The sequence below is a fragment of the Fibrella arboris genome (assembly GCF_041321095.1).
Lineage (GTDB): Bacteria > Bacteroidota > Bacteroidia > Cytophagales > Spirosomataceae > Fibrella > Fibrella arboris.
On record NZ_JBGGWE010000008.1, the window covers coordinates 34950 to 61946 of the forward strand.

Sequence of the window (26997 nt, forward strand, 5' to 3'; positions counted from 1 at the left end):
CGGTTTACTGTTGCGCGGCTGATGAACCTTGTGGTATAAGTAGCCGCGCAACGGTAAACAGAAAACGGTAAACTCCCTTCCCCATGAATCGTCGTCATTTTCTTCAACATGCTTCCGCTTCGCTGTTGCTGCCCGTCCTGATCGATGGACTGGGGGCGAAGGCGTTTGGCGCTCCTGATTCGGCGTTTATGCAGACGCTGGTCCAACTGGCAACGGCCACCGATCGGGTGCTGGTCATGATTCAGCTGAACGGCGGCAATGATGGGCTAAACATGGTCGTACCGCTCGATCAGATGAGCAAGTACACCTCGTTGCGAACAAACATCGCGCTGCCCGAAGCGAAGGTGCTCAGGCTGACGAATAACCCGGCCACAGGTCTGCATCCGTCGATGACGGGGCTACAGAGTTTATACAACGACGGGAAAGTGTCGATTGTGCACAGTGTGTCGTACCCGACGCCCAACTTTTCGCACTTTCGCGCCAGTGATATCTGGTTCACGGGGGCCGACTCGTCGCAGGTACTAACGACCGGCTGGACAGGCCGCTACCTGGATGCCGAATGGCCAGGGTACCCTACCGCCTATCCGACGAAGGAAATGCCCGACCCGCTGGCCATCCAGATTGGCTATATTACCTCAACAGCTTTTGCGGGGCCGGGCGGTCCAATGGCTGTAGCGATTCCCAATCCGGACACGTTTGCCCAGCTGGTTGGTGACAAACCGGCTATTGACCCGGCTCCGGTGACAAACACAGCCGCCGGGAAGCATATCACCTACATCAGGCAGCAGCAATTATCATCGGTAGCGTATGCCGCACAAATCAAGACGGCGGCCGGTAAAGGAAAGAACCTGGTAACGTACCCAACGGGCAATTCACTGGCCGACCAGCTTAAGATCGTGTCGCGGCTCATTCACGGCGGATTGCAAACGCGGGTGTATTACGTGACGATCGGCGGTTTCGATACGCACGCCGCCCAAACCACGACCACCGATACCACGACCGGCACACACGCGAACCTGATGAAAATGCTCTCTGATGCCATCAAGGTGTTCCAGGATGATCTGCGTGTGCAGGGAATTGACGACAAGGTGGCGGGGATGACCTTCTCTGAATTTGGGCGACGGGCCATCTCCAATGCCAGCTACGGTACCGATCACGGCGCAGCAGCCCCGCTGTTTGTCTTTGGCAAGGGGGTGAAGACGAGCGTGATCGGTAAAAATCCGAATCTGTCGGACCTGGACAACAACAACATAAAAATGCAGACTGATTTCCGACAAGTCTACGCCGCCCTGCTGACCGATTGGCTGGGCGCCGGCAAACCTGAGGTGACATCGGTCCTGCAAAAGAGCTTCGACATCGTACCGATCTTCCAGCAAACCATTACGGCCACCGAACCACTGGCCGCGCCATTCCGGGTGTATCCGAACCCCGCCACCGATCTGGTAACGCTGGAAGGCGATGCCCTGCTGGCTGGTGTAAGCGGCGTGCAGGTATATGACCCGTCGGGGCGAGCCATGGGGGTTTCTGTAAGTCGGCTGTCAGATCGGACGTTGGGCATGAACGTACAACAACTGGCGGCGGGTACATACGTGGTCGCTGTTCAGGTTGGTGATCAGCGCGTTTCGGCACGAATGCGGGTGGCGCGGTAAACCGGAACAAAAGTTGTAGTTTCGTTCATCGTCGAAGGACCGCGTGACTGACCGCGTATTTGTTAGGCTGTCAGACCAAAAAATCCCCATTTGTTGTGCCCCATCTGCTAAAAAAAATGTTGTAGAGGTAACGTTAACTACATTCCACATGACTAATCAGAATCAGCCGAGAGTAGAATCCAGATACATTACCCCTGAAGACATCGAACGTGAGCAGGCCGCTTTTATGGCGCAGGTCTACGGCTGGATGAGCGTAGCCCTGTTGATCACCGCCGTTGTGTCTATTTACACGGCCTCGTCAGAGACGTTGCTATCACTGATTTTTGGTAACCGGCTGGTCTTTTATGGCTTGCTGATCGGCGAAGTTTTGATGGTCATGGGCTTATCGTCGGCCATCAATCGGTTGCGCGCTACTACGGCAACCTCCCTGTTTATCGTCTATGCGGCGCTCAACGGGTTAACAATGGCCTGTATCTTCCTGATTTATACGGGTACGTCGATTGCTTCTACGTTCTTCATCACCGCCCTCACGTTCGGGGCTATGAGCGTGTATGGCTACTTCACTAAAACCGACCTGACCCGCATGGGCAGTCTGTTACTGATGGGGCTGATTGGCCTGATCATCGCGTCGGTAGTGAATATGTTTCTGCATAACGAGCTGGTAAGCTGGATCACCAGCTTCGTGGGCGTGCTGATCTTTACCGGATTGACGGCCTACGATACCCAGAAGATCAAAGAAATGTACGCCGTAGGTAATACCGATGCTGAGTCGGACCGGAAAGGGGCGATTATGGGGGCGCTTCGTCTCTACCTCGATTTCGTTAACCTGTTCCTCTACCTGCTCCGCTTCTTCGGGAATAGGAAATAAGGCGGTACGGTTGCTCAGATTAAAAGCGAGAGTTTATTGGTTTCCGTTTGTTGTGTATAAGGTACAGCTACTCATACCTGTAGCACCCCAGTAAACAGCAATCGAACCCAGTAAACTCTTTTTTTTATGAGCCGCGCATTTCTTAAGAACGAATCGGCCGATGATCCCGTCGTGATTCCGGCGCGGGCACCGTTGCCACCGGGCATCAGCAATTACGTGACCCCACGCGGGCTGGCCTTACTTCGCCAGGAACTGGCCGACCTGGAGACTGAACACGCACAGGTTCAACTGAGTGAGGCCGACGAAACAGAACGTACCCGGCGACTAGCGCTGCTGAACGGCAAAATCGGGGCCATCAACCAGCGAATTGGCAATGCCCACGTGGTGAACCTGACCACCCAACCACCCGATGAAGTCCGGTTTGGGGCCTCCGTCACCCTTCGCCCCAAGGCAGGCGCTGATCGGCACCTAACGATCGTTGGCGTCGATGAAGCTGATGCCGCCCACGGCCTGATCGCTTTCACCGCGCCAATTGCCCGGGCCATGCAGGGCAAACGCATTGGCGATACGGTGCTGCTGCGTAACCTGAAAGGAGAAGAGGCTTTTCAGGTCGTGGCGATCGGGTACGGGCTTTAAGGGTCAGGTGTCAAGTTTCAGGTGTCAGGTGTCAAACGGTTCGCCTGTGGTTGTCAATCGCCACAGGCGAACCGTTTGACACTTGAAACCTGAGACTTGACACCTGCCCCTTTACTGCTTCTTCCCGCCTGGAATGGTTGGACGAACCTCGATTTTGCTGGGAAGGGTGCGGGGGTGCATGCTGAGGAGGTCGAGAACCAGTTTGCCGATATCTTCGGGTTGAATCTTCCAGGCATCAGCGTCAGACGGAGTATGATCACCAAATTCGGTGGCCACTGAGCCGGGCATGATGGTACTTACTTTGATGCCCTCGCCCCGAAGGTCGAGCATGATGGCCTGCGAGAAGCCGACCAGCCCGAACTTACTGGCATTGTAGGCCGATCCTTTCTCGAAGAAGTTCGTACCGGCCAGACTGGCGATGCTGATGAAGTAACCCGCTGTTTTTTTCAATTCACCAATGGTAGCTTTGGCCGAGTTGAAAACACCCGTCAGGTTGATGTCGATGGTTTCCTGCCACTGTTCGGGCGTCAGCTCCTGAATGGGGGCGAAATGACCGACACCCGCGTTGGCAATAACGTAGTCGAGGCGTTCCCATTGCTCAACGATGGCGTCGACCACGGCCTGTTGCGAGGCCAGATCGCGCACGTCGGCGGCCATGCCAATGGCGTAGCCTGCTTTAAGGCTATTGAGCTGTTGAGCGGCCTTGTCGGCGGCTTCCTGCGAACGGCTGGTGATAGCCACCTTCACGCCCGATTTAACGAGTGATTCGGCTACACCGTAGCCAATGCCTTTTGATCCCCCGGTAATGAGGGCTGTTCTGATATGATCTGCCATAGCGATATAAAGGCCGGGAGCGCTGTATAGGTTTCCACAACAGGCCAGATTTTAGGCAATAGTCCGTCTGCGGCCACAGGCGGTCAGCCAACAAAGCAGACGTCCAGGTCGTTAGCGCTATAACCAACAACAAATCACTCAACTATGAACTACGCCCCCATCCTGGCCACGTTCTGTGCCGTTGCCGCCCTGAACCTGTCTGCCTGTAAACAGACCGATAGGGTTGATGCTGGCGATACCCTCACAACCTCGCCAACCGGCACTCCGACGATACGTACCCAGACGCTGCTCACTGGCTACGAGATCATCTGGGGCATGGATTTTCTGCCGAATGGTGATTTTATTTTTGGCGAGAAGCGCGGGCGGCTCTACCGACGGTCAGGCCAGACCGTTACGGAGTTGACGGGCCTGCCCTCAGACATCAATACAACGTCACAGGGCGGGTTGCTCGATATTCGGGTGCATCCGAACTACGCGTCGACTGGCTGGGTCTATGCATCCTACGCGGCCTCGGCTGCCGGCACAACGAATACCCAACTGAAGCTGATTCGGTTTAAGCTAACTGGCAATACGCTCAGCGACGTACAGACGATCTTCCGGGCATCGGCCACTAACCAGTGGAAAGGCCATTATGGAAGCCGGATCGAGTTTGACCGGACTAATCTGCTGTACGTAAGTATCGGTGAAGGTGGCCCATCTACTTACGGCGGGGCGTCGTCGCCCAACAAGAATGCCCAGAACGTGCAGACAGAATGGGGGAAGGTGCACCGGATGACCGACGCAGGCGGTGTGCCGGCCGATAACCCCGTGCTGGCGGGCAATACGGCCCCGACAACGGTGTTCTCATACGGTCACCGCAACCCGCAGGGGCTTATCCGGCATCCGAATACCGGCGATATCTGGGAGAGTGAGCACAGCGCGAAAGGGGGGGATGAAGTGAACCTCATTCAACCGGGTAAAAACTACGGATGGCCACTGGTCTCGTATGGCGTCAACTACGACGGAACCACCATATCGGCCAGCCCAACGATGACAGGCGTTGAAAACCCACTCTATACCTGGACGCCTTCCATTGGTCCCTGCGGGCTGGCCTTCATTACCAGCGACACCTTCAAAAGCTGGAAAGGCAATCTGCTGGTAGGCGGTTTGGCACTAACGTACCTGAGCCGATTGGAACTGAACGGAAACCAGGTGGTGCGGGAGTCGAAACTGCTCGAAGGCAACCGCATTCGGAATGTGAAACAGGCGCCGGACGGCAGTATTTACGTGTCGGTTGAAAATCCGGGACGAATCATCCGGCTGGTAGCGGAGTAAACTTTGTGGCGTTGTGTGGCTTCGCGTTGTAGGCCACACAACAAAACCACCATTTTGCCGTTCGTTTTCCAACGCAGAAACTGAGTTTGGGGTCTAGCCAAGTATGGTAAAAAATGAACAGGTGTTACTATATTGCCTCGATTGACTTACTAAATTACCTCCCGAATTCCTGAACTCGCTACCGTGTGAAAACGCTACGTATAACGCTACTGCTCCTGAGCAGCCTGCAAACGCTGCTGGCCCAGTCGCCTCAGAATCTGAAACAGTTGCCCACCCTTCATTTTGTTCTCTCCGACAGCTCTGTCGTGTCTGGTCGGGTGGTCCGGCAGGATAGCAATATGGTGGTGGTTCGGAAACGGAATGGTGAGCTGACGTACCTGGAAACCTACCAGATTGCCCGGCAGTCGACGACCATGCCGCAACGTACCAGCCAGCCAGCGGAGTCGATCACGGTATTTAAACTGAAAGACGGGGCAACGGTCTACGGGCGTGTCGTTCGTCGCACACCGGTAGCGGTAGTGGTTCGGCAGCAGAACGGCACACAAACGTATATCGACCCGGGCGACATTATAAGCACCGGTACTACATCGGTAGCGGGCCCGCCGTTGCCAATTACCCAGACAAGCAACGCGTCTGTGGGCAACGTACCTGAAGGTGGCCTGCCGTATCTATTGAACAACCGACCTGCGTTCACGCCAGGGGCCGGGCAAGTGTATTACCGCAATGCCTACCTGCTTCGTAACGAGCTGGAGACCGGAATTACCAACGGATGGAGCGTGGGTGTCGTGTTTAACCCGTTACTGATCAACCTCTTTAAAACGTCGGAGTACCTGAACGATGCCATCTACACCAATGCGGACTTTGGTACGCAGCTCTACACACGCATCGGCATTCCGATTGGCGGGAAAGTGCGGTTCGGGCTTGGCCTGTTAACGCAACTGCAGCACCCCGACTATTCCTCAACGACTACTACAACGTTTATGGGGCAGGCGATGGCTACGTTTGGTGACCGTCGGAGTAATGTGACAGTAGGCTACACGTTCCGATTGGGGAGTGACTATTCGTTCCTGCTAACTGAAGGAGCCGTAGCGATCGGGACCATGCAGGCGCTCAGTCCATCGCTCACTTTTATCAGCGATAACACGATTAAAATAAAAGCCACTTTCGGACCACTGGCCCGTCTTTCTGCTGCCCTGCGGATTCACAGCCGGTACCACGCCTTCGATCTGGGTGTTTTGTCGGCCGTAAACCAGTATTACAGCTATTCCTACGGTTATTCGTCTATCAACCTCCGCTTCCCCGTGTATCCCTACCTGGGGTACAATGTGCAGCTTGGCCGCCGCTAGCCTCGGCGAAGGACCTCGCGAAAGCAATCAGTCTAGCGTTGGTCGCCGTTCATCAGTGCCCGTGCATCCTGGTAGATGAGGTTGCGTTTCCAGAAGAGTTGCTTCACCATGGGCACGTGCTCCTTGCCTGGCATAACGGTGTACTGGCTTGTCACTCCCAGCGCCAGTAGCTTCTCATAAAAGGCTTTTGTGCCGGTGATAATGCTCGGGTACGTTTTTGCGCCGGTATAGAGCAGCATGGGCGGTGCTCCGGCCTGCACACGATACATGGGCGAAACAGTCCGCCAGCCTTCGGGTACGTTGCCAAACGAGGTTAGGTATTGCCTATCGTTGGGGTATTCCATTTTCTTCAGGTAATCATACATGTTGATTCCCGCCGGGTCATCGAGAATGGCGCCTTTGACCGGATTCCTGGTTATTCCCAACGGAGCGAACAACGAGTTGTCTACCGCAAGCAGGGCGGCCAGTCCACCGCCGGCCGAGTGGCCCATTACGTAGATACGGTTGGGGTCACCGCCGTACTCGGCAATATGCTGGCTGGTCCAGGCAACAGCCGCTGCACAGTCGCTGGCCATAGCAGGCACCTGCACGGCGGGCGAAAGTCGGTAACTGATAACGACGGCAACAACGCCTTGCTTAGCCAATCGCCGACCAACGAACCAGTAGATGTTTTTGCTGCCGCTAGTCCAGTTGCCACCATGTATGAACACAACAACCGGATACGGCTTATCCGACGTTTTGTTGGGCCGGTACACATCGAGCATATTCTTCTCGGCAGCGTAGTCAACCGCCGTCGTGGCCTTGTAGGGTATGTTTTTGTATCGCTTGCTGGTCAGGGAAAAACCAGCAGCAGGCGATACCAGGGAGATGAATAAACAGAACAAGGCCAGTGCAGGCCGGATCGGGAAAATGTGCATAGGTTGGCTGGGGAAGGAAACCCCGGCTATACTAACGCAGTTGGGCCGTTGGTAGTTTTCATTTTGTTGGCGGAGCCCTGTCCCGTACTTTCGTTCCTATGGAAGATCGCCACCCGTCTACCGTACTGGAACCCACTACGGATGCTGAACGTACCTACCTCATCGACATGCTGATTGCCACCCGGGATAGTCTGCGGCAGTCGCTGGCTGGCCTCACTGAGGCTCAGGCGCACTTTAGGCCCGCTCCCGATCGCTGGTCGATCGTTGAATGCATGGAACATATTGTGCTGGTTGACCGAGGGATCGTCAGGAGTATTCAACAAGCCATGGGCGTTCCTGCCGATGCAAGTCGACGGCCTACGCTCCAAGTGTCGGATGTGTTCGTGATCAAAGCGGTTCGTAGCCGGGGAATGGCCACCTCGGCCCCCGCTCCGTTTGTGCCTACGGGTCGTTATGGCGATGTGCAGACGGCCCTGGACCTGTTTGAGCAGCAGCGCGAAGCGACCATCGAGTTTGTGCAAACCGGGAAGGACGATTACCGGACGCACTATTTTGAGCATCCGTTTCTGGGTACGCTGGATGTGTTTCAGGCATTGCTGGTCGTAGCCTCGCATGGTGAACGGCACCGCAAACAGATTGACGAAGTGAAGGCCGATCCCGGTTTTCCAGCCTAGTTTGTGCTTAGTCGATGACAGAGTTACCCATACTTTATCAGGACAGCGGACTGGTAGCCATCAACAAGCCACACGGACTGCTGGTCCATCGGTCATTCATTGCCGCCGATGCCAGCGAGTTTGCCGTACAGCTCCTTCGTGATCAACTGGGGCGACGTGTGTATCCCGTGCACCGCCTCGACCGGAAGACCGGTGGTGTGCTGCTTTTCGCCTTGACCGAATCGCTCAATTCAGTCATGCAACGGCAGTTTGCCGATGGACAGGTGCATAAGACATACCTGGCCATTGTGCGCGGACATACCCCTGACGCACTGGATATAGATTACCCTCTTCGCCGGGATGATGGGGATGGAAAGCCGGGAACCTGGCAAGAAGCGTTTACAGCCCTGAAAACGCTTCAACGTACCGAGGTGCCGATTCCTTTCGGGAAACACCAGACCTCGCGGTATTCGCTGGTCGAACTCACGCCGACAACGGGCCGGATGCACCAGCTTCGGAAACACATGGCCCACGTTTTTCACCCGATCATTGGTGATCGACCCCATGGCTGCAACAAACAGAATAAGCTGTTTCTCGAACAGTTTGGCCTGAATACCATGCTGCTACACGCCCGGCAACTTCAATTCGCTCACCCGGAAACTGGCCGGCCAATTGGTATTCAGGCGCCGTTTCAGTCAGAATTTAGCCGGATGCTGGGTACGTTGTTTGGCGTTGAAGGGCCTATCATTTAGCGTGGGTTGCTTCCGCGGGACTGCTTCGACTATACGAAAGCAACCTACAGCGCGACTTGCCGTAACTATTTCGGTTTATCGGCTCCTTTGGGTTTCAGCACCCCACGGGCAATTGGCTCTGGCTTAGAGGTTGGCGTTTCATAACGAATCAACTGAGCCGTTGGAAACTCCTCTTTCGGAACTTTGGTCATCACCAGTTGATACGACCGGGTACCGACAACCAGGTTTGAATACAGGACGTATTTGCCATTTTCGCGGGGCAAATCCCAGTTGGCGAGTGGTGCTTTGCCCAACGCTGCCACGTCGTCGGCAGACAGTGCTGAGTAGGTGGTATCGGGGACGAACTGTTTGCCACTAACGCCCTCAATGACCGACACAACGGTGGGAGGGGTGGTGGCTGGTTTGGTCTGCGCCAGTAGAAACTGACTGGTAAACAGGCCTATAATCAGCGCGCATAACGTCTTCATCGAACACAGGGGCGACTTATTCTATCGCCATAGTATTCTTTTAAAAGCAATTAAAACGCCTATTTGTTCAACAGCCGGTGTGGCATGGGATGAGCCGGTAAGGCCCCCAATCCCCTGATTATGCAAAGGAAAGGGTAGCCGCATCGATCAGCTGAATGCGCTTCCCCATCTTCTTTTGAATAATGCTGAAATGATGTTCATCGTCGGGGGTGACAAGCGAAATTGCCTCGCCTGATGCGTCTGCGCGACCAGTGCGGCCAATCCGGTGAATGTAGTCTTTAGGCGACCGGGGCAGCTCATAGTTGATCACGTGCGGAAGGAACTGGATATCGATACCCCGCGCCAGTAGATCGGTCGCCACCAGCACCGGAAATTCACCCAGTTTGAACGACGCTAACGAATCAGTACGGGCATTCTGGGTTTTGTGCCCATGCATGGCCATCGCCCGAATGCCGTTTTTGCCCAGTTTTGCCACCAGATTATCGGCCGAACGTGTCGAGGAGACAAACACAAGCACCTGGGTCAGCTTCCGTGATTTTATCAGATGTCGGAGCAGTGCACTTTTTCGTTCAGGGGTTACCCGGTAGGCGGTCTGCTGAATCTGATCGATCGGTGTTTCTTCGTCCGCGATCTGAATCTGAACAGGCTCATGAAGCAGCATACTGTTCATCTGCTGGATCGCCTCGCCCAACGTGGCCGAAAATAACACGGTCTGCCGCCCGACAGGGACTTGTGCCAACACCTGGTTCAACTCATCGGCAAACCCCAATTCCAGCATTTTGTCGGCTTCGTCGAGCACCAGCGTCTCAATTTTTGCCAGCTTGCCGGGGCGTTGGGTTAACAGGTCCAGTAGGCGGCCGGGTGTGGCTACCAGCACGTCGGCATCGCGAAAGGCCACCAGCTGCGGATTGACAGACACCCCGCCAAAGACGGCTACCGTTTTAAGGGGGCGTGGCAACGACGCACTGAACGTCTGGAACACATCGGCTACCTGAGCGGCCAGTTCGCGGGTGGGTACCAGCACCAGCACCTGCAGGTGATCGACACTGCGCTGGCGTTGAAGCCGCTCGAGAAGGGGCAGAACGTACCCAGCCGTTTTGCCGGAGCCGGTTCGGGCAATGCCCAGCACATCGCTGCCCGCCAGAATAGCCGGAATCGCCTCCTGCTGGATAGGATAAGGCGTTTGATACCCTTGTTTGGCTATGACACGGAGCAGAGGCTTTGACAGGCCGAGGGACGTAAAGGACATGGTCGACCGGTTATTTCTTACCACTCCGCTTGATGGGGCGGCCGTATTTCAGCATCTTCTCGGCGGCATAGTCGCGCCGCACATTGACCTTCTGATTTTTCAGCGCTTTTTCGTGGAAAGCCGGACCAACATCGTCGCGTTTGGGCGCCTTCACGGTGATCGTCTTCATGTTCACCTTCGGCTTTTCTTCCTCGATCAGCACGGGCGAGATCAGCAGATCGGCCGGGACGGGAACCATCGGGATGGGGTAGTTCATCAGCGTCTCAATGGCCATCTGACGGTCCTGTTCCGCATCCGTGATAAAGGCAATGGCGATGCCCTTCTTATCGGCCCGGCCCGTACGGCCAATCCGGTGAATGTAGCTCTCCGGCTCTTCGGGCAGGTCGAAGTTGATCACGTGCGACACGTTGGCCACGTCGATACCCCGCGCCACGATATCGGTCGCGATCAGGACACGGATCGTACCGTCCTGGAACTGGTTAACGGCTTCGAACCGCTTCGCCTGTGCTTTGTTCGAGTGTATCACGCCTACCTGACCGGGGAATCGCTCGTCTACCTCATCGAAAAGCACGTCGGCAAACGCTTTCGTCGAGACGAAGACCAGCACCCGGTTCATCGACTGGTCGCGTTCCAGCAGGAGTTGCAGCAGGTTTACTTTTGTGTTGAAGTTCGGCACCGGGTACGCCATCTGCGAGATGCCAGCCAGCGGTGTGCCGGCCGGAGCGGCTTCAACCCGCACCGGGCTGGAAAAGAACGTCTCGATGAGTTGCTCCACGTCGGGCGTGATCGTGGCCGAGAACAGCAGGTTCTGCCGTTTGGGAGGCAGCAGATCGAGAATGATCTTGAGCTGGGCGCGGAAACCCAGATTCAGCATCTCGTCGACCTCATCAATGACCAGCTTCTTAACCGTTTTCATCTTTACGGCCCCCGACGTTAGTAGGTCGACAAGTCGGCCGGGCGTGGCCACCAGCAGATCAGCGCCCTGTTGTACGTCGGCCAACTGTGGTTTCAGGTTCACGCCACCATACACGCCAACCACCGTCAGGTTGATGCAGGCTGCCAGCTGCTTCACTGTCTCAACGACCTGCACCACCAGTTCGCGGGTGGGGACCAGCACGATAATTTGCGGGGTACGCTCTTTAATAAACTGGTACTGACGCAGGCAGGGGAGGAGGTAGGCAATTGTTTTACCCGTACCCGTCTGGGCAATGCCGCAGACGTCGCGCCCCGACATCACCACCGAAAAGACACGCTCCTGAATGGGTGTTGGGGTTGTCAGGCCCATATCGGTCAGGGCGTTCTGCAGCGGTTTAGTAAGATTGAGGTCGGCAAACGTCATGGTCATGCTGGCTGGTGTTGCGCAAAGGTACGGCATACGCGGGCGGCAAACAGAAAACCAGCGTATAGGTAGATAAAAGGTAAAACAGACCCAATAAGGTTTCCTGCTCGACATATCGGGTTGATTCGCTGTACTTTTGCGGCATGACAGACCCACATACCCATGTGCTTGCGGCCCTCGGCATAGCGGCCTTGAACCCCATGCAGGCGGCAGCAGAGCAGGCTATTCTGCCCGGCACCGACACGTTTTTGCGGGCGCCTACCGGCTCTGGCAAGACACTGGGCTTTTTGCTGCCCGTGCTGAAACTGCTAAAGCCCGACCAGCAAACGGTGCAATGCCTGATAGTGGTGCCGTCGCGCGAACTGGCCATGCAAATCGAGCAGGTGTGGCGCTCCATGTCAACGGGCTTCAAGGTGAATGTATGCTACGGAGGGCACTCCGTTGAGACGGAAGTGAAAAACCTGAGCAATCCGCCCGCTCTGCTGATTGGTACGCCCGGCCGTATTGCCGACCACCTGACGCGCCGGACACTGGCCACGACCGGGATCCAGACGCTGGTACTCGATGAATTTGATAAGTCGTTGACGCTCGGCTTTCACGACGAGATGGCGTACATCGTAGCGCAACTACCGAATCTGCAAACCCGGGTGCTGGTATCTGCCACATCGGGTATTGCCATACCGGATTTTATCGAGCTGCATAACCCAACCCAATTGACATTTGAGGCCGACGAAACCAAAACGGGTAAGCTGACCCTGAGAGCTGTTTACACCGATGGGCCCGACGATCGGGCAACCTTGTTTCGGCTGCTGTGCGCTTTGGGCAGCGAGTCGGCGCTGATCTTCTGTAACCTCCGCGGTACCGTTGAGCAGCTTAGTGACTGGCTGAACAACAAGGGGTTGTACACCGCCGCCTATCATGGCGCCCTGGAGCAGGTAGAGCGGGAGCGGGCGTTGATTCGTTTCCGGGGCGGCAGCGTAACGTACCTGGTCACCACCGACCTCGCCGCTCGTGGTTTAGATATTCCCGATATGAAACACGTGATCCATTACGAGCTGCCTGCCCATGCTACGGAGTTTACGCACCGAAATGGCCGAACCGCCCGGATGCATGCGGCTGGGGCGGCCTATGTGCTGCTCCCCGGCAACGTACCTGGCGGAGGTGACGCCAGACCGTACTATCTGCCCGAGCAGCTGGATGCATTCACCGTTCCTTCACAGACTCCGGTGCTGCCCGAGCCGCCTGCCTACACCACCGTTTATATCAGCGGTGGGAAGAAGAACAAGCTCAACAAAGTAGACATCGTGGGCTTTTTCGCGCAAAAAGGACAGCTCGATAAAGCTGACCTGGGCCGAATAGAAGTGGGCGATTTTATGTCGTTCGCCTCAGTGCGTCGCACCAAAGTGACTGAATTACTCAGCCGAATTGAGAACGAGAAGATGAAGGGTAAAAAATATAAAATCCAGATCGCCCGTTAAGGCAGAGCGACAGCGCGGGGCTGCGATTTTCACCAGAAAGGCCCCGGTGAGCAATTGCTCACCGGGGCCTTTCTGGTGAAAATCGCAGCCAGCTTACATGCCTTCTTTTTTGAGCTTGCCCTGCATGGCGTGACGTAATTTCTCCACTTTAGGGAGCGAAACACCCTGGATGTACGGTTGATCAGGATGCAGTTTGCAGTAGTTCTGATGGTATTTTTCGGCCGGGTAAAAGGCCGTGAACGGTAACACGTCGGTCACCACTGGGTTGGCGTAATGCTTCGACGCGTTGACGCGCTGGATCGCCGCCAGGATTTCCTGTTTTTCGGCAGGAGTCCGGTAAAAAGCCACCGATCGGTAGTCGCGCCCAACGTCGGGCCCCTGCCGGTTCAGGGTAGTCGGGTCGTGTCCGGCGAAAAAGGCATTGAGCAGGTCTTTGTAGCTGATCACTGTAGGGTCATAGTAAACCTGAACAGATTCCGCGTGACCGGTTTTGTCGGTGCCTACCTGTTGATAGGTAGGGTTGGGTACGTTGCCACCGGCATATCCCGAAATGACTTCACGAACGCCCCTGAGCTGATCGAACCCTTCTTCCTGCGCCCAGAAACAACCGCCCGCGAACGTAGCAACGGCTTCGCCCGCTTTCAATTTAGGTAACGCAGCCGGTGTCGATTCATCGCCCTGAGCCAGGGCCGTCTGGCCAATAAGTAAGCAACTGATGACAATGAGTTGTAGGAATCGCATGATGGTTGGTGTTTGAAAAATATACGGAATTGCCACTGATCTGGCTTTTTCGCCTTCCCTTTTTAAACAAAAATTCGTGGGGAATAAGCACCGAAGACACCTGTTTTTTTGTCAGCCATCAGGCTGGTAGCTACGCGGTGACGTAGCTAATAGCCCGCCGCCTGCCCATCTTTTCGCATCTCAGACGCCCCGCGATAAATACGATTCACGGCATCCCACAAGATAGCCTGATACCCGCCAAAAAAATCAGTATCGGCCAGCCGGTGCCCCCGACGGGCCAGTTCATTTCTTACTGCAACGGGCACGCCACTTTCAAGCGCCAGCCTGCCGCCATCGGTCATGAGCGTACCGGTGGGTTCGCTGCTGCCGGAATGGCTGAACCGGGCCGCGTCGCCAGCTTCCTGTACGTTCATGCCAAAGTCGATGATGTTACACAGAACCTGCACGTGGCCTTGAGGTTGCATGGCGCCGCCCATCACACCAAAGCTTAAAAAGGGCTGTCTATCTTTGAGGACAAACCCGGGAATGATGGTGTTGAATGGCCGTTTGCCGGGGGCGTACACGTTGGCGTGGCCGGGCTGCATGGTAAAACTGGTCCCTCGATTGTGAAAGACAAACCCGAGCCGATCGGGAACCATGCCGCTGCCAAATTCCAGCATATTGCTCTGGATCAACGACACCATGTTGCCTTGGGCATCGGCAACGGTCAGGTAAACGGTGTCACCTGCGCGAAGGGCAGCCTCGCCCGCGTCGAGGCGAACCGATGCTTTTGCCGGATCGATCAGCTGACGACGGTGGGCTGCATAGTCTTTAGAGAGTAGCCAGGCAAGGGGTACTTTCGAAAAATCGGGGTCGGCATAATAGCGGGCCCGGTCTTCAAAGGCTAATTTCTTGGCTTCGACCAGTAGATGCAGGTAGTCTGCGCTGTTATGTCCCAGTTTGGCTACATCGAAACCTTCGAGGATATTGAGCATCTGCAACACCGACACACCCTGTCCGTTCGGCGGTAGTTCGAATACGTTGTAACCCCGGTAAGTTACCGATACAGGCTCCACCCACGTACTACGATGAGCCATTAGGTCGGCCTTACGCAGAAAAAGGCCCGCCCGTTTGGCATATCGATCCATCGCGTCGGCCAGCGAGCCCCGATAGAAGGCGTCACGCCCCCCGCTGGCAATTAACTCGTAGGTGTGTGCCAGGTCCGGATTCCGAAATAACTGCCCCTCAACAGGTGGCTTTCCGTTGATCAGAAAGGTCTGCTGAAAATTGGTGAACTCCGAGATGTCACCCTGATTGGTTGCCAGTCGTTGTGCGGCTGCTTGCCACGAATAGGCAATCACCTGCGGTACCGGCGCCCCTTCGTGCGCATACTGGATACTGGGGGCCAGCAAGGTGCGCATCGGCAGCTTCCCGAAGCGGCTATGAAGCTGAAACCAGCCATCTACAGCGCCGGGCACCGAAACTGATAGCGGACCATAGAGTGGTAGCTGCTTTCGCTGGCCCAGAAGCGATTGTAACTGATCGTACGAAAGCCCTTTAGGCGAACGACCGCTGGCATTCAGCCCGTACAGTTTCTTGTCTTTCGCCGACCAGACAATCGCGAACAGGTCGCCCCCGATACCACCGTTGTTGGGCTCGACCACGCCTAGCGCGGCATTGGCGGCAATGGCTGCATCGACAGCCGTACCGCCTTTCTTCAAGACGTCGAGACCAATCTGCGTGGCCAGCGGATGACTGGTCGCTACCATGCCATGCGTGCCCAGCGTTGGGCTCCGGGTCGCGAAAGAAAGGCCACTGATCCGGTCGCCTTTCCCCGCCGACTGCCCAAACAAGTTGCAACAGGCTAACAGAGACAGGAAAAAGAGACTACTGACACAAAGAGGTTTCATAGGATACGGGCGCTACAAATCGACAACCTATCGGGTAGAAGATGCGGCCGTAAACAACCTACTACAGGCAGTTACCAGCGACGTCCGCCAAAACTACCCCGACGTGCTCTCCCCTGATGGCCGTACCCGTATCCATAGGTCAGATTCGGCCGAACTACTACGACAGGTGGTGCGTAAACAACGGGTGGCGGACTCAGTACAACGCCGGGTGGCGCAACGACAACCTGCGGTTGGCCCGGATAAGGTTGGCCATACTGGTTATAGCCGCCGTAGTGGCCAGGGGCCTGTCCGTAGCCATACCCATTCGGATAAGGTTGATTGGAGCGCCCGTAGCCGTTCGGGTAGTTTTGACCATATCCGTTGGGATAGCGTTGCCCGTAGCCGTTGGGATAATTGGGTAAACATGTAGCCCCTCCCTGATAAGGCTGCTGGTATCCAGAGCCATACTGGGCGAAACTAGTTGTGGCCACGCTTAAAAAGAGACAGGCGGCCAATGCACTTGCTTTGCAGGTATTCATCGGTATGCTGGGCTTTCGCTCAGTTTATCCGTTAGATCGACCTGCCCGTACTGCGTTTAATACCCTTCCTGCCAAACCGGTTAAAGTTTGGTTAATTGTTGCAGGTCAGCTAACGTACCTGAAATCAAGGGTTTAGCGGCGGTCTCGTTAGGCTAGTCGGCCAAAGCGTTCGTAGGCCTGGCGTTCCAGTTCTTCCCGATGGTCGGGATGCGCGATGTTGATGAGCAGGCGGGCACGCTGCCGGAGGTTCTGACCGAACAGATCGGCGATGCCCCATTCAGTAACTACGTAATGAACGTGGGCGCGGGTGGTGGTCACGCCGGCCCCTTCCTTCAGGAACGGAACAAGCTTGCTGAGGCCTTTACTGGTAACCGAAGGGAGCGCAATAATCGGTTTACCCCCCTCCGAGAGCGACGCACCCCGGACAAAGTCCATCTGCCCGCCAACGCCCGAGTACTGCATCGTGCCAATCGTATCGGCGCACACCTGACCGGTCAGATCAATTTCAATGGCCGAGTTGATAGCGGTGACCTTTGGGTTCCGTCGAATGATGGCCGTGTCGTTCGTGTAACTGGCCTGCTTCATCGCCACCGCCGGATTGTCGTGAATAAAGTCGTAAACCCGCTGGCTGCCCATCACAAAGCTCGATACGATCCGGTATGGAAGCACCGCCTTGTGTTCGCCGGTGATCACGCCCCGTTCAACCAGATCGATGATGCCATCGGTAAACATTTCGGTATGGATACCCAGCCCTTTGTGGTGAATCAGTTCAGCGAGTGTGGCATTGGGAATACCACCAATACCGAGTTGCAGCGTGGCGCCATCGTCGACCAGGCTCGCCACATACTGTCCTATTTTGCGGTCAGTTGCATCAATCTCACCCGGACGAACCTCATAGATAGGCTCATCGACGTCAATGGCGGCATGAAGCATCGAGAACGGAATGAGCCCATCACCGTGGGTACGTGGTACACGGGGGTTTACCTGCGCAATGACATATTTAGCTGACCGAATGGCCGCCAGCGACACATCGACCGAGGGGCCGAGTGAGCAATACCCGTGGGCGTCGGGCGGCGATACCTGTATGAGGGCTACATCAATCGGCAAAATTTTTCGGCTGAAGAGCAACGGGATCTCACTCAGAAACACGGGCACGTAGTCGCCAATGCCCTGTGCCAGTTGCCGTCGCATATTGGCCCCGATAAAAAACGAGTTAGGCTTAAAAATACCCTCGTATGCCGGGTCCAGGTAGGGTAGATTCCCTTCCGTGTGGATGTGACAAATCTCTACATCCCGGAGGCGGGCCGACTGCTCAACCATTGCCTTGATCAGTACGTGGGGCGTTTGGGCTACGCTGTGGATAAACACACGGTTGCCGCTTTGTATGGCCGATACGGCCTGCTCTGGAGTTGTCATAGTCGGAATTGCGGGCGTAAATATCACGCCTGATAAACCTTAACTGGTAAGATAGTTGCTGAGAAATTTAGGTACGTGGCTGCTGACGACTTCGATCAGCCGTTAACAGCCATCATTTGATATACCCGTCTGTTTTTTTAATCATTTTTCTGATACCTTGCCCCGAAAAGTATATCCTGAGCATATTCTATGAAATTCACCGCTACCGTTCTCTTTCTAAGCGCCTTAACGTCCGCGTCTGTGCTGGCCCAAAGCCAGATCGTTGTGCCAGACAATACGCCAGTGGCGATCAGCTCCGACAATGGAACCACTAACCTGTATGTCGGGCAGAGTACTACGCTGGCCAGTGGAGCCACGGCCAACACCTTTCTGGGCAGTCAGGCCGGGCAGGGCAACACGTCAGGCGCACGGAACACATTTATGGGGTTAAAGGCCGGTTTCCCCAACACAACCGGCTCGAACAACACCTTTGTTGGGTTTGAGTCGGGTAAAAACAATACCGATGGCAGCGACAACGTATTCATGGGCTACAATGCCGGGCAAAGCCTGCGTGGTGGCCGTGGTAATAGTGGCCTTGGTGTAGGCGCGGGGCCGCTGGATACCGACGGCGACAACAACACGTACCTGGGTTACCAGGCGAACAGCGCGGGGAAAGGGCTGTCTAACGCTACCGCCATTGGCGCCAACGCCCGGGTGCTGAGCAGCAACGCGCTGATTCTGGGTAACGGCGTGAATGTTGGCATTGGTAACTCATCGCCCAATAGCCTGCTGGAATTAACGGCCCGGGCCAACCATCAGAGCGGCCTGCGGTTCACAAACCTAACGGCACAATCGCCGGCAGGGCAACTGGTGGCCGAGAAGTTCCTGACGGTCTCCGACAAGGGCGATGTGGTGCTGGCAAACCAACTGACTACCAATCAGTTGGTGGTGCGTACCCAGTCTGCCAGCCAATGGGCCGATTATGTATTTACTCCGACCTACGCCTTGCAGCCGCTGAACGAGGTAGAGAGCTACATCCGGCAACACGGCCATTTACCGGGCCTACCGGCGGCCGCTGAGATGGCCGATAAAGGTGTCGGGTTGACTACGTTGTTGACCACACTGGTACAAAAGAATGAAGAGCTAACCCTGCACCTGATTCGGCAGCAGAAAGAAATACGGGCACTGCAACAGCAGCTGAAAAAGCAGAAGCGGTAGGCGACAGCCGTATTACACGTACAGAAGCCCGGTAGTCAGACAATTTCGCGCTGGCTACCGGGCTTTTTATTGTTGCTGTATCTTTGCAGCCCCTTATGAATGACTCTCTGAAAGATACCCTCGTCAGTGATGCCCACTCGGTACGCTGGCAGGAAGCCTGGAAAATCCCCCGTTTTAGACGAATGGCCATTGGTGGATTGCTGCTGGTTTGTGCGTTGCTGGCAATGTGGCCGTCCTATCTGGCGATGATCGAAGCCCGAAAGGGTGTTGTCCTCCATGATGTTGTCTTGAACAGCCTACCCCGGCATGACGTTTCACTGCCGGTTTTTCTCAGTTTGTGGGGAGCCGCCCTGTTACTGATCTACCGGGTCCAGAAATCGCCGGCTCTGTATCTCCACTTCATCTGGGCGTATGCCTTCCTGTTTATTGCCCGTATTATCAGTATTGGCCTCACCCCACTCGACCCGCCACCCGGATTGATTGAGTTGCGGGATCCCCTCAGTAATTATTTCTACGGCGCTAAGTTCATCACCAAAGACCTGTTCTTTTCCGGGCACACGGCCAGTATCTGCCTGATGGCCTTTTGCCTGATACGCCCCCTCGATCGCTGGCTTGTCTTTATCGGTACGGCCATTGTGGGCATTGGCGTGCTAATTCAACGGGTGCATTATACGGCTGATGTGGTGGCGGCCCCTGTCTTTACCTACGCGGTCTATTGGCTGGCCCTACGATTCACCAGCAAGGCCTTGACATAGACTCCACTAGCTACCGTTTTGTCTGCTTAATCTATTTTTTGTAGTGGGTATTGATAAACTTAGTAACTAGTAGTCTAATCAATTCTGTTGATGAAGACTCATTTGGTTCTACTCATTGGCTGTCTGGTAGCGTTAAGCCAGCAGGCTGACGCTCAAGCACCGCGAACAGCTGATTCGTTAACAACGTACCTGAAAACTCACCCACCGGCCGATACAAGTTACCTGCGAGTAATGGATAAGGCGATCTATGACCTGATCTATAGGAAAGCTGACTATGCCCGTGCCGACTCGCTCAGTCGGCAAATGGCCGATGTCGCCATACGGCTTTCCGACTGGATGCGGTTGGCCGGCGCCTACCGTAACCGGGCGTCGATCTACCTGATGAAGGCCGAGTATGACCAGGCACTGGTCTATTTCCAGAAAACACTGGAAACGGCGGAACAGCACGCATTGCCCCCTCAGACTATATATGGCGCACTTTGTAATCTGGCGGCGGGTCATGATAAATTGAATCACGATGAGCAGGTGCTCCAAACGGCCCTGCGGGCAATAAAACTACAGGAGCAACGGGGACTGAAACCCCGCTACCCGGTTCCGCACCGGCTCATCGGCGGCGCGCTCGTTCGGATGGGCCGCCAAACGCAGGCCATCCCTTATTACCAGGAAGCCGCTACTATTTTTTGGGAAAATGGCGACCAGCGCGGTATTGCCATCTTCGAGAATCAGCTGGGTGATTTCTACATTGAGCTTGGCCAGCCACAGCAGGCGCTGGGCCATTTCAGGCAGTCGTTGGCGATGGCTGAAAAACTTCAGTTTGACCTCTTGCAAGCCGATGCCCTGAACGGTATCGGCAACGCCCTCCGACACTTGAATCGACCTGCCGAGGGAATACCGTATCTGCAACGTGCCTTGCAAATTGCTCAAAAACAAGGAAACAAACTGGGAATCAGTACTTTTTATGGCGATCTGGGTCAGTTGTATCGGGCGCAGAAAGACTACGGGCGGGCCGAGACTTATCTGAAAAAAGCGATTGACCTGGCCGATCAGAACAATTTTAAAGAGGAACTGAAAACGTATTCGCAACAGCTTGCGGATCTATACGCCCAGCAGAACAAGTACCAGCAGGCGTATGTGTTTCAACTTCAAAAAAATAAACTGATCGATTCAACGGCAACGGTACGCACCAATGCCGCTGTGCAGCGCCTGTTACTGGCTTACCAGGCCGACAAGAAGGGGGCACAAATCCGGCTGCTCGAGAAAGAAAAACAACTGCACCAGGAAGAAGCCAGTCGGGCCCGCTGGCAACGGAATGCCTTACTGGCGGGTGGATTGCTCCTGCTATTGCTGGGTACGTCGGTAACAGCCTGGCTCCTGAACCGGGCGCGTGTTCGTCGGTTGCAGGAAGCGCAGGAACTACGGAAACGGATTGCCCACGACCTGCACGATGAAGTGGGAAGCACGCTCAGCAGTATTTCGTTATTGAGTGGGATGGTCAATGATCTGATTGCTCAGAAACGGCCCGAAACAGTAGAGCGGGCGATCACTAAAATCAACACCGATGCCCGGCAGATCCTGGATGTGATCGACGAAATTATCTGGACGATCAATCCGGGCAACGACTCGCTTCAACGGATTATCCTTCGCTTGCAGGAATATGCCCAGCCGTTGATGGAATCGAAGGCGATCAAATTCTCCGTCATCACGGATCCCGCCCTGGAAAGTGTGCCTATTTCCATGGATGTCAGGCAGAATTTGTACCTCATCGGGAAGGAGGCGATCAATAACCTGGTAAAATACTCGGGCGCTACGCAAGCCACCATGCGGTTCAGCTACACCAGAGAGCAGCTTCGGGTGTCGATCGAAGATAATGGGCGTGGTTTTGACGTGAATCAGCCCAGCGAACGCACTGGCCAGGCCAGCATGCGGCAACGAGCCAGGGCAATGGGCGGTGTGCTGGCCATAGAATCGGTCACCGGTAAAGGAACAAAACTTGAACTGGCTGTGAACAAGTAGTACCCCTCACGAAATCGCCTATACCTGAGGCAAGGAACACTTTTTGCCCGACTGCCGCTTAATGAATTGGGAAGCGATTGGCCGGTTACAGGGCAGACGGGATCCTGCGGTCAGCCGAGATGTATTGGTAATACTACGAAAAGGGATGCCTGGTCAGGCATCCCTTTCTTGTGCCTTTATATTATTGATTTCTCTCGACAAACAGGCTTTTCCCCTGGTTGCGGTTACGATACTATTCAGAAGACAAGTATTAATTTATTAAGCGCGAAAACGTGAGCGATCAGCGACAATTTGCTGGCTGTCATAGTAAATCAGGTAGTTTGGGCTGCTTTGCTAAAGTAATTCCTCAACCTTGCTGCATGCTTCGCCACGTTACGTTACTTCTACTCACGTTTTTCGCGGTCACCTCAACCGCCTTCAGTCAATCGAAAGATACGCACGCATTAACGGGCTATGTTCGGCAGGCAGGTACTAATACGCCAATAGCCGGCGCAACGATCTTTGTACAGGAAACGCGTGCGGGGACCGTTACGGATAAAGACGGCTACTTTATCCTGCCACTTGTCAACGGAAGGTATTCTGTTCGCATTTCGCACATCGGTTTTGTCACGGAAGTACTAACGTTTGTCGTTTCCAGGCAACTGCTGGTTACTATCGAGTTAGGGACCGATACGAAATACCTGGAGGAAGTAGTCGTTCAGGCCGAAGCACCCGACAAAAATATCCGAAAGGTGGAACTGGGCGTAACGCAGTTGACCATCAAGAATATACGCCGAATTCCGGCTTTCATGGGTGAAGTGGACGTTGTGCGGAGCCTGCTGCTGTTACCTGGTGTTACATCAGTAGGGGAGGGAGCAACCGGCATCAATGTTCGGGGGGGAAGCATCGACCAGAATCTGGTTCTGATGGACGATGCCCCCCTGTTCAACACCAGTCACCTGCTGGGGTTCTTCTCTGTGTTCAACCCCGATATTGTGCGTGACCTTACCCTGCACCGGGGGGGGATCGCGCCCAGCTATGGGGGCAGGGCCTCGTCGGTGCTGGACATTAAAATAAAGGAGCCGGAAACAGAACGCTGGTCAGCCTATGGCGGCATCGGTATCGTGTCGAGTAGGGCGGGGGTAGAAGGTCCCCTGATCAAGAACAAACTGACGGTGCTGGCTGCCACCCGGGTATCATTCAACGACTTTCTGTTCAGTCTCGGCCCGGCCAGCCTGAGTGGTACAAGGGCTAACTTCTATGATTTCACGACTAAAGTGAAATGGCAGCCTTCGGAAAAACACACAGTCACCAGTACGGGCTACTACGGTCGCGACATCTTTAAACTGCCGGCCGATTCGCTCTCTGGAGTAGAGATCAACGCTTCGTCGACACAATTCGATTACCAAACGTTGGCGGGCACGATCCGGTGGAACTACCTGATAAACGGTCGGCTGAACCTGAATACGACCGCTGTATGGAGTCAGTACAGAACGGAAACATCGGCTCCCGACTCGGCAAACCAGTTTAGTCTGGTCGCCGACGTGTTGCACAAACAGATCAAAAGCGATCTGAGCATAGCCTATAATGAGCGCCATGCCGTGCAGGTTGGCCTCAGTGCAATTGATTATTACATTCAGCCGAACAAACTTACGCCCGGCCCTTTTTCCAATGCCTTGCCGTTTGCCCTGCCCACCGAGCGCGCCTATGAACTGGCCGCCTACGCACAGGACGAATGGAAGGTATCGGAAAGTACGTCGCTGCTGGCTGGCTTACGCTACACTACCCTGCTGAACGCTGGCCCCACCACGGCACGTACCTACGGCTCCGATCTGCCCCGGCTGCCCGGTACGGCAACCAGCACAACGGCTTATGGAGCTGGTACGATCTATCACTCATCGGGTGGTATTGAGCCTCGGCTGGCCCTGCGGGTAACGGTGGGAGAAGGGAGGTCGGTGAAGATTGGCTATAACCGCATCCGGCAATACATTCAGCTGGTATCGAACACCACGGCCGCCCTGCCCACCTCGCGCTGGGTACTCAGCGACGCGAACATTAAGCCGCAGATTGCCGATCAGTGGTCGGCCGGGTATTTCATGAATGGAAAGCAAAACGAGTACGAGGCGTCGGCTGAGGTGTATTATAAAACGCTGACCAACGCCATCGACTACCGTGATGGGGCTAACCTCCAGCGTAATGCCGCCCCGGAAACCGATGTCTTGCAGGGGAAAGGGCAGGCGTATGGGCTGGAGATGCTCGTGCGCAAAAACAAAGGCGCCTGGACAGGCTGGGTTAGCTACACCTACGCCCGTACCCTGCTGACGATCAATAGCCTCTTTCCTGATGAGCAGATAAACGGCGGGAAGGCCTATCCGGCCAACTTCGATAAGCCACATACGCTGAATGCCACAGCGACGTATCGGCCCAGTTTGCGGTTCAGCCTGTCGCTGAATTTCACCTACAGCACCGGGCGCCCCATTACGCAGCCGTATGGTCGGGCGCGGCTCAATAACGTGATCGTACCGATTTACGTAAACCGGAATCAGGAGCGCATTCCCGACTACCATCGTCTCGATTTTTCGATGCTGTTTGAGCAGGACCCCGCCAAAAAACGGAAGGTGCAACAGAGCTGGAACTTCTCTGTCTACAATGTGTATGCCCACAAGAACGCCTATTCGGTCTTCTACAAATTCGATCCGCGCCAACTGACCGACGCCTTCAAGCTGTCGATCTTTGGGACCATCTTCCCGTCATTAACCTATAACGTCCGGTTTTAGACAACCAGTACTTTCGTCATGATCATGAACCGACACGTTTTCCGCTACGTACTTCACCTGTTTATCTACGGGTTGCTGGTGTCCTGTGTAACGCCCTACCAACCCGAAACAAAGTCACTGGCCGCCAAGGCATTGATCGTCGATGGCTTCATCACCGATCAACCTGGTCCCCATCAGGTAACACTCAGCTATTCGGCCGATTATACGAGCACGGCCATAAATTTCATTGTAACAGGGGCCCTTGTTTACGTGTCGGATGATCAGGGGAAACGCCAGGATCTTGTTGACATTGGGAAGGGCGTGTACCGCACCCCCGCTACGTTTCAGGGCCAGCAGGGACGTACCTACAAACTATTTATCAGCCTGCCCGATGGCCGGAAGTATGAGTCGAAGCCCGAAACGATCACCCCCGCGCCCCCAATTGATCGGATCTATGAAGAATACACCACGAAACCCATCGCCGGCACAAAGAGCATAGATAAAGGCTTCAACGTGTATCTGGATACGAAAGACCCGGCTACAACCGGCAACTATTACCGCTGGATATGGACTCATTTCGAGCCTTTGACCCTTTGCGAAATCAGGACGGTGACAACGCGTGGAGTGTCCAATGAATATGGTTATACCTGTTGTCAGGACTGCTGGGATGTGATCCGGTGTGCGGGTGGTAACTGCAATAACCTGGCTTCCGACGAGCAGATCAATGGGAATGCCATCAGCCGACAGTTCCTGTTACGGGCCCCCTACACATCGAATACGGGTTATTATATCGAAGTAGAGCAGCTAAGTGTGTCGAGGGATGCCTACCAGTACTATAAAACCATTGAGAACCTGACTTCAACGAATGGGGGGATTTTCGATGCGGCTCCGGCTTCGTTACGCGGAAACATCGTGTCAGTCACGAACCCAGGCGAAACGGTCTTTGGCTACTTTAGTGCGTCCGGTTCACAGAAAGTACCACACGTTGTCGATAGAACAAAGGGCGACGGATCACCTAACTTCATCATCCTGCCACCCCCACCGCCACAGCCACCGTTACCACCCTGCTCAGCCTGCGTGGAGAGCGATGGCCGCACCCGGGTGAAGCCCCGCTGGTGGCCTTATTAAGTCTTCAATGATGAAAAGCTGCCGGTCAACCATACGGTCAATAGCGATGATGCTGGTTTTCGGCTGGCTGCTGGGCTGTATTACGCCCTATCAGCCCGAGACGAAATCGCTCGACGGGAAGACGCTTATCGTAGAGGGCTATATCACCGATCGGCCGGGGCCACATCAGATTACGCTCACCTACACGGCCAACTTTACCTATAATGCGGTCAACTACATCGTTGATGGCGCTACCGTTTATGTTACCGATGATAAGGGCAACCGGCAGAATTTTACGGGTATCGGCAAAGGGATTTATCGAACGCCCGCCAGCTTCCAGGGACAGACAGGACGTACCTACAAACTCTCGATCACACTGCCCGACGGGCGACGCTATGAGTCTAAGCCTGAGTTGATCAAACCGGTTGCGGCCATCGATCGGATCTACGACGAGTACACCGAAGTGCCAACAGATGGGGTTAGTGCCGACAAAGGCTTCAACGTGTATCTGGATACGAAAGACCCGGCCACCACGGGTGACTACTACCGTTGGATATGGACTCATTTTGAGCGGTTAGACTACTGCAATGTTGTCACGTCGGTTGTTGGCGGAACAGCTACTGACTACGGCATTTATTGCTGTGAAGACTGCTGGGATATCATTCGGTGCAGCGGGTCCAACTGTGTGAATACGATGACCGACGAGCAGGTGAACGGGAACGCCATTACGCGCCAGTTCCTGCTGCGCGCCCCCTTCGTCGCGCGCAGTGGGTACTACGTTGAACTGGAACAGCTTAGTCTGTCGCGGGGAGCTTATCTGTACTACAAGGCGATTGAGAGCCTGACCAAAAATAATGGCGGTATTTTTGATGTAGCACCAGCCCCGCTGACTGGTAATATCGTGTCAGTGACTAATCCCGGCGAAACCGTGATCGGTTATTTTAGTGCCTCTGGTGCTCAGAAAGTCCCTTATGTCGTTGACCGAAATAAAGGCATCGGCACGCCTAACTTTTACTATAAACCACCGCCATTGCCCGGCATACCACCCTGTATTGCTTGCGCAGAAAGTGACTATAGAACGCGTATCAAGCCCCGGTGGTGGCCGTTTTAGTGTAATTTTGCCC

Annotated in this window: 23 protein-coding genes; 14 read left to right on the top strand and 9 right to left on the bottom strand. The window is 55.0% G+C overall.

Annotated elements, in window-relative coordinates; translation table 11 throughout:
* Nucleotides 1-83 precede the first annotated feature (83 nt).
* From ACAW75_RS15210 to ACAW75_RS15220, 3 genes are all read left to right on the top strand, one after another.
* Nucleotides 84-1649, top strand: coding sequence for a DUF1501 domain-containing protein (locus ACAW75_RS15210; RefSeq protein WP_370729590.1), 1566 nt, complete (start codon nucleotides 84-86; stop codon nucleotides 1647-1649).
* A 148-nt stretch (nucleotides 1650-1797) separates the two neighbouring features.
* Nucleotides 1798-2517, top strand: a complete 720-nt coding sequence (locus ACAW75_RS15215; protein ID WP_370729591.1) for a Bax inhibitor-1/YccA family protein — start codon at nucleotides 1798-1800, stop codon at nucleotides 2515-2517.
* A 126-nt stretch (nucleotides 2518-2643) separates the two neighbouring features.
* Nucleotides 2644-3153 carry a GreA/GreB family elongation factor gene (locus ACAW75_RS15220; RefSeq protein ID WP_370729592.1) on the top strand — a complete coding sequence of 170 codons (510 nt, stop codon included), beginning with the start codon at nucleotides 2644-2646 and terminating at the stop codon, nucleotides 3151-3153.
* Between the two features lie 111 nt (nucleotides 3154-3264).
* Here the strand turns inward: ACAW75_RS15220 and ACAW75_RS15225 are convergent, their stop codons facing one another.
* Nucleotides 3265-3987 carry an SDR family oxidoreductase gene (locus ACAW75_RS15225; protein WP_370729593.1) on the bottom strand — a complete coding sequence of 241 codons (723 nt, stop codon included), beginning with the start codon at nucleotides 3985-3987 and terminating at the stop codon, nucleotides 3265-3267.
* A gap of 144 nt (nucleotides 3988-4131) precedes the next feature.
* Here ACAW75_RS15225 and ACAW75_RS15230 point away from each other — a divergent pair, with 144 nt between their 5' ends.
* Both ACAW75_RS15230 and ACAW75_RS15235 read left to right on the top strand, forming a co-directional pair.
* Nucleotides 4132-5301, top strand: a complete 1170-nt coding sequence (locus ACAW75_RS15230) for a PQQ-dependent sugar dehydrogenase (protein WP_370729594.1) — start codon at nucleotides 4132-4134, stop codon at nucleotides 5299-5301.
* Between the two features lie 185 nt (nucleotides 5302-5486).
* Nucleotides 5487-6647, top strand: coding sequence for a hypothetical protein (locus ACAW75_RS15235; RefSeq protein WP_370729595.1), 1161 nt, complete (start codon nucleotides 5487-5489; stop codon nucleotides 6645-6647).
* Between the two features lie 32 nt (nucleotides 6648-6679).
* On the opposite strand, the gene ACAW75_RS15240 is transcribed toward ACAW75_RS15235, so the two are convergent.
* Nucleotides 6680-7564 carry an alpha/beta hydrolase gene (locus tag ACAW75_RS15240; protein WP_370729596.1) on the bottom strand — a complete coding sequence of 295 codons (885 nt, stop codon included), beginning with the start codon at nucleotides 7562-7564 and terminating at the stop codon, nucleotides 6680-6682.
* 98 nt (nucleotides 7565-7662) lie between these two features.
* Between ACAW75_RS15240 and ACAW75_RS15245 the strand changes: the two genes are divergently transcribed.
* On the top strand, nucleotides 7663-8238 hold the full coding sequence (locus ACAW75_RS15245; protein ID WP_370729597.1) for a DinB family protein: 576 nt from the start codon (nucleotides 7663-7665) through the stop codon (nucleotides 8236-8238).
* Between the two features lie 14 nt (nucleotides 8239-8252).
* The gene (locus ACAW75_RS15250; protein ID WP_370729598.1) at nucleotides 8253-8969 is read left to right on the top strand and encodes a pseudouridine synthase; all 717 of its coding nucleotides are present in this window, start codon (nucleotides 8253-8255) and stop codon (nucleotides 8967-8969) included.
* A 65-nt stretch (nucleotides 8970-9034) separates the two neighbouring features.
* Here ACAW75_RS15250 and ACAW75_RS15255 read toward each other — a convergent pair whose 3' ends face one another.
* From ACAW75_RS15255 to ACAW75_RS15265, 3 genes are all read right to left on the bottom strand, one after another.
* Nucleotides 9035-9436 (bottom strand): hypothetical protein, encoded by a 402-nt coding sequence (locus tag ACAW75_RS15255; RefSeq protein WP_370729599.1) that lies wholly within the window; start codon nucleotides 9434-9436, stop codon nucleotides 9035-9037.
* Between the two features lie 118 nt (nucleotides 9437-9554).
* Nucleotides 9555-10685, bottom strand: a complete 1131-nt coding sequence (locus ACAW75_RS15260; RefSeq protein WP_370729600.1) for a DEAD/DEAH box helicase — start codon at nucleotides 10683-10685, stop codon at nucleotides 9555-9557.
* A 10-nt stretch (nucleotides 10686-10695) separates the two neighbouring features.
* Entirely contained in the window at nucleotides 10696-12024 is a 1329-nt protein-coding gene (locus ACAW75_RS15265; protein WP_370729790.1) for a DEAD/DEAH box helicase, read from the bottom strand.
* A 143-nt stretch (nucleotides 12025-12167) separates the two neighbouring features.
* On the opposite strand from ACAW75_RS15265, the gene ACAW75_RS15270 reads away from it, so the two are divergent.
* Complete coding sequence (locus tag ACAW75_RS15270; RefSeq protein WP_370729601.1) at nucleotides 12168-13502, top strand: DEAD/DEAH box helicase; 1335 nt, start codon at nucleotides 12168-12170, stop codon at nucleotides 13500-13502.
* 93 nt (nucleotides 13503-13595) lie between these two features.
* Here ACAW75_RS15270 and msrA read toward each other — a convergent pair whose 3' ends face one another.
* The 4 genes from msrA to ACAW75_RS15290 form a co-directional block, all read right to left on the bottom strand.
* Nucleotides 13596-14243 carry a peptide-methionine (S)-S-oxide reductase MsrA gene (gene msrA, locus ACAW75_RS15275; RefSeq protein WP_370729602.1) on the bottom strand — a complete coding sequence of 216 codons (648 nt, stop codon included), beginning with the start codon at nucleotides 14241-14243 and terminating at the stop codon, nucleotides 13596-13598.
* A 146-nt stretch (nucleotides 14244-14389) separates the two neighbouring features.
* Nucleotides 14390-16132, bottom strand: a complete 1743-nt coding sequence (gene ggt / locus ACAW75_RS15280) for a gamma-glutamyltransferase (protein ID WP_370729603.1) — start codon at nucleotides 16130-16132, stop codon at nucleotides 14390-14392.
* 71 nt (nucleotides 16133-16203) lie between these two features.
* Nucleotides 16204-16650 (bottom strand): hypothetical protein, encoded by a 447-nt coding sequence (locus tag ACAW75_RS15285; RefSeq protein ID WP_370729604.1) that lies wholly within the window; start codon nucleotides 16648-16650, stop codon nucleotides 16204-16206.
* A gap of 147 nt (nucleotides 16651-16797) precedes the next feature.
* Nucleotides 16798-18066, bottom strand: coding sequence for an acetyl-CoA hydrolase/transferase family protein (locus tag ACAW75_RS15290; protein ID WP_370729605.1), 1269 nt, complete (start codon nucleotides 18064-18066; stop codon nucleotides 16798-16800).
* A gap of 189 nt (nucleotides 18067-18255) precedes the next feature.
* Between ACAW75_RS15290 and ACAW75_RS15295 the strand changes: the two genes are divergently transcribed.
* The 6 genes from ACAW75_RS15295 to ACAW75_RS15320 all read left to right on the top strand — a co-directional run bounded on the left by ACAW75_RS15295 (nucleotide 18256) and on the right by ACAW75_RS15320 (nucleotide 26984).
* A complete protein-coding gene (locus ACAW75_RS15295) occupies nucleotides 18256-19263 on the top strand; it encodes a hypothetical protein (RefSeq protein ID WP_370729606.1) in 1008 nt (335 codons plus the stop codon).
* A 95-nt stretch (nucleotides 19264-19358) separates the two neighbouring features.
* Nucleotides 19359-20018 (top strand): phosphatase PAP2-related protein, encoded by a 660-nt coding sequence (locus ACAW75_RS15300; protein WP_370729607.1) that lies wholly within the window; start codon nucleotides 19359-19361, stop codon nucleotides 20016-20018.
* Between the two features lie 90 nt (nucleotides 20019-20108).
* On the top strand, nucleotides 20109-22031 hold the full coding sequence (locus tag ACAW75_RS15305) for a tetratricopeptide repeat-containing sensor histidine kinase (protein WP_370729608.1): 1923 nt from the start codon (nucleotides 20109-20111) through the stop codon (nucleotides 22029-22031).
* A 359-nt stretch (nucleotides 22032-22390) separates the two neighbouring features.
* A complete protein-coding gene (locus ACAW75_RS15310; RefSeq protein ID WP_370729609.1) occupies nucleotides 22391-24787 on the top strand; it encodes a TonB-dependent receptor in 2397 nt (798 codons plus the stop codon).
* Between the two features lie 24 nt (nucleotides 24788-24811).
* Nucleotides 24812-25894: a DUF4249 domain-containing protein gene (locus tag ACAW75_RS15315; protein WP_370729610.1), complete on the top strand. Its 1083-nt coding sequence runs from the start codon at nucleotides 24812-24814 to the stop codon at nucleotides 25892-25894.
* A gap of 7 nt (nucleotides 25895-25901) precedes the next feature.
* Complete coding sequence (locus ACAW75_RS15320; RefSeq protein WP_370729611.1) at nucleotides 25902-26984, top strand: DUF4249 domain-containing protein; 1083 nt, start codon at nucleotides 25902-25904, stop codon at nucleotides 26982-26984.
* The last annotated feature ends 13 nt before the right edge of the window (nucleotides 26985-26997 follow it).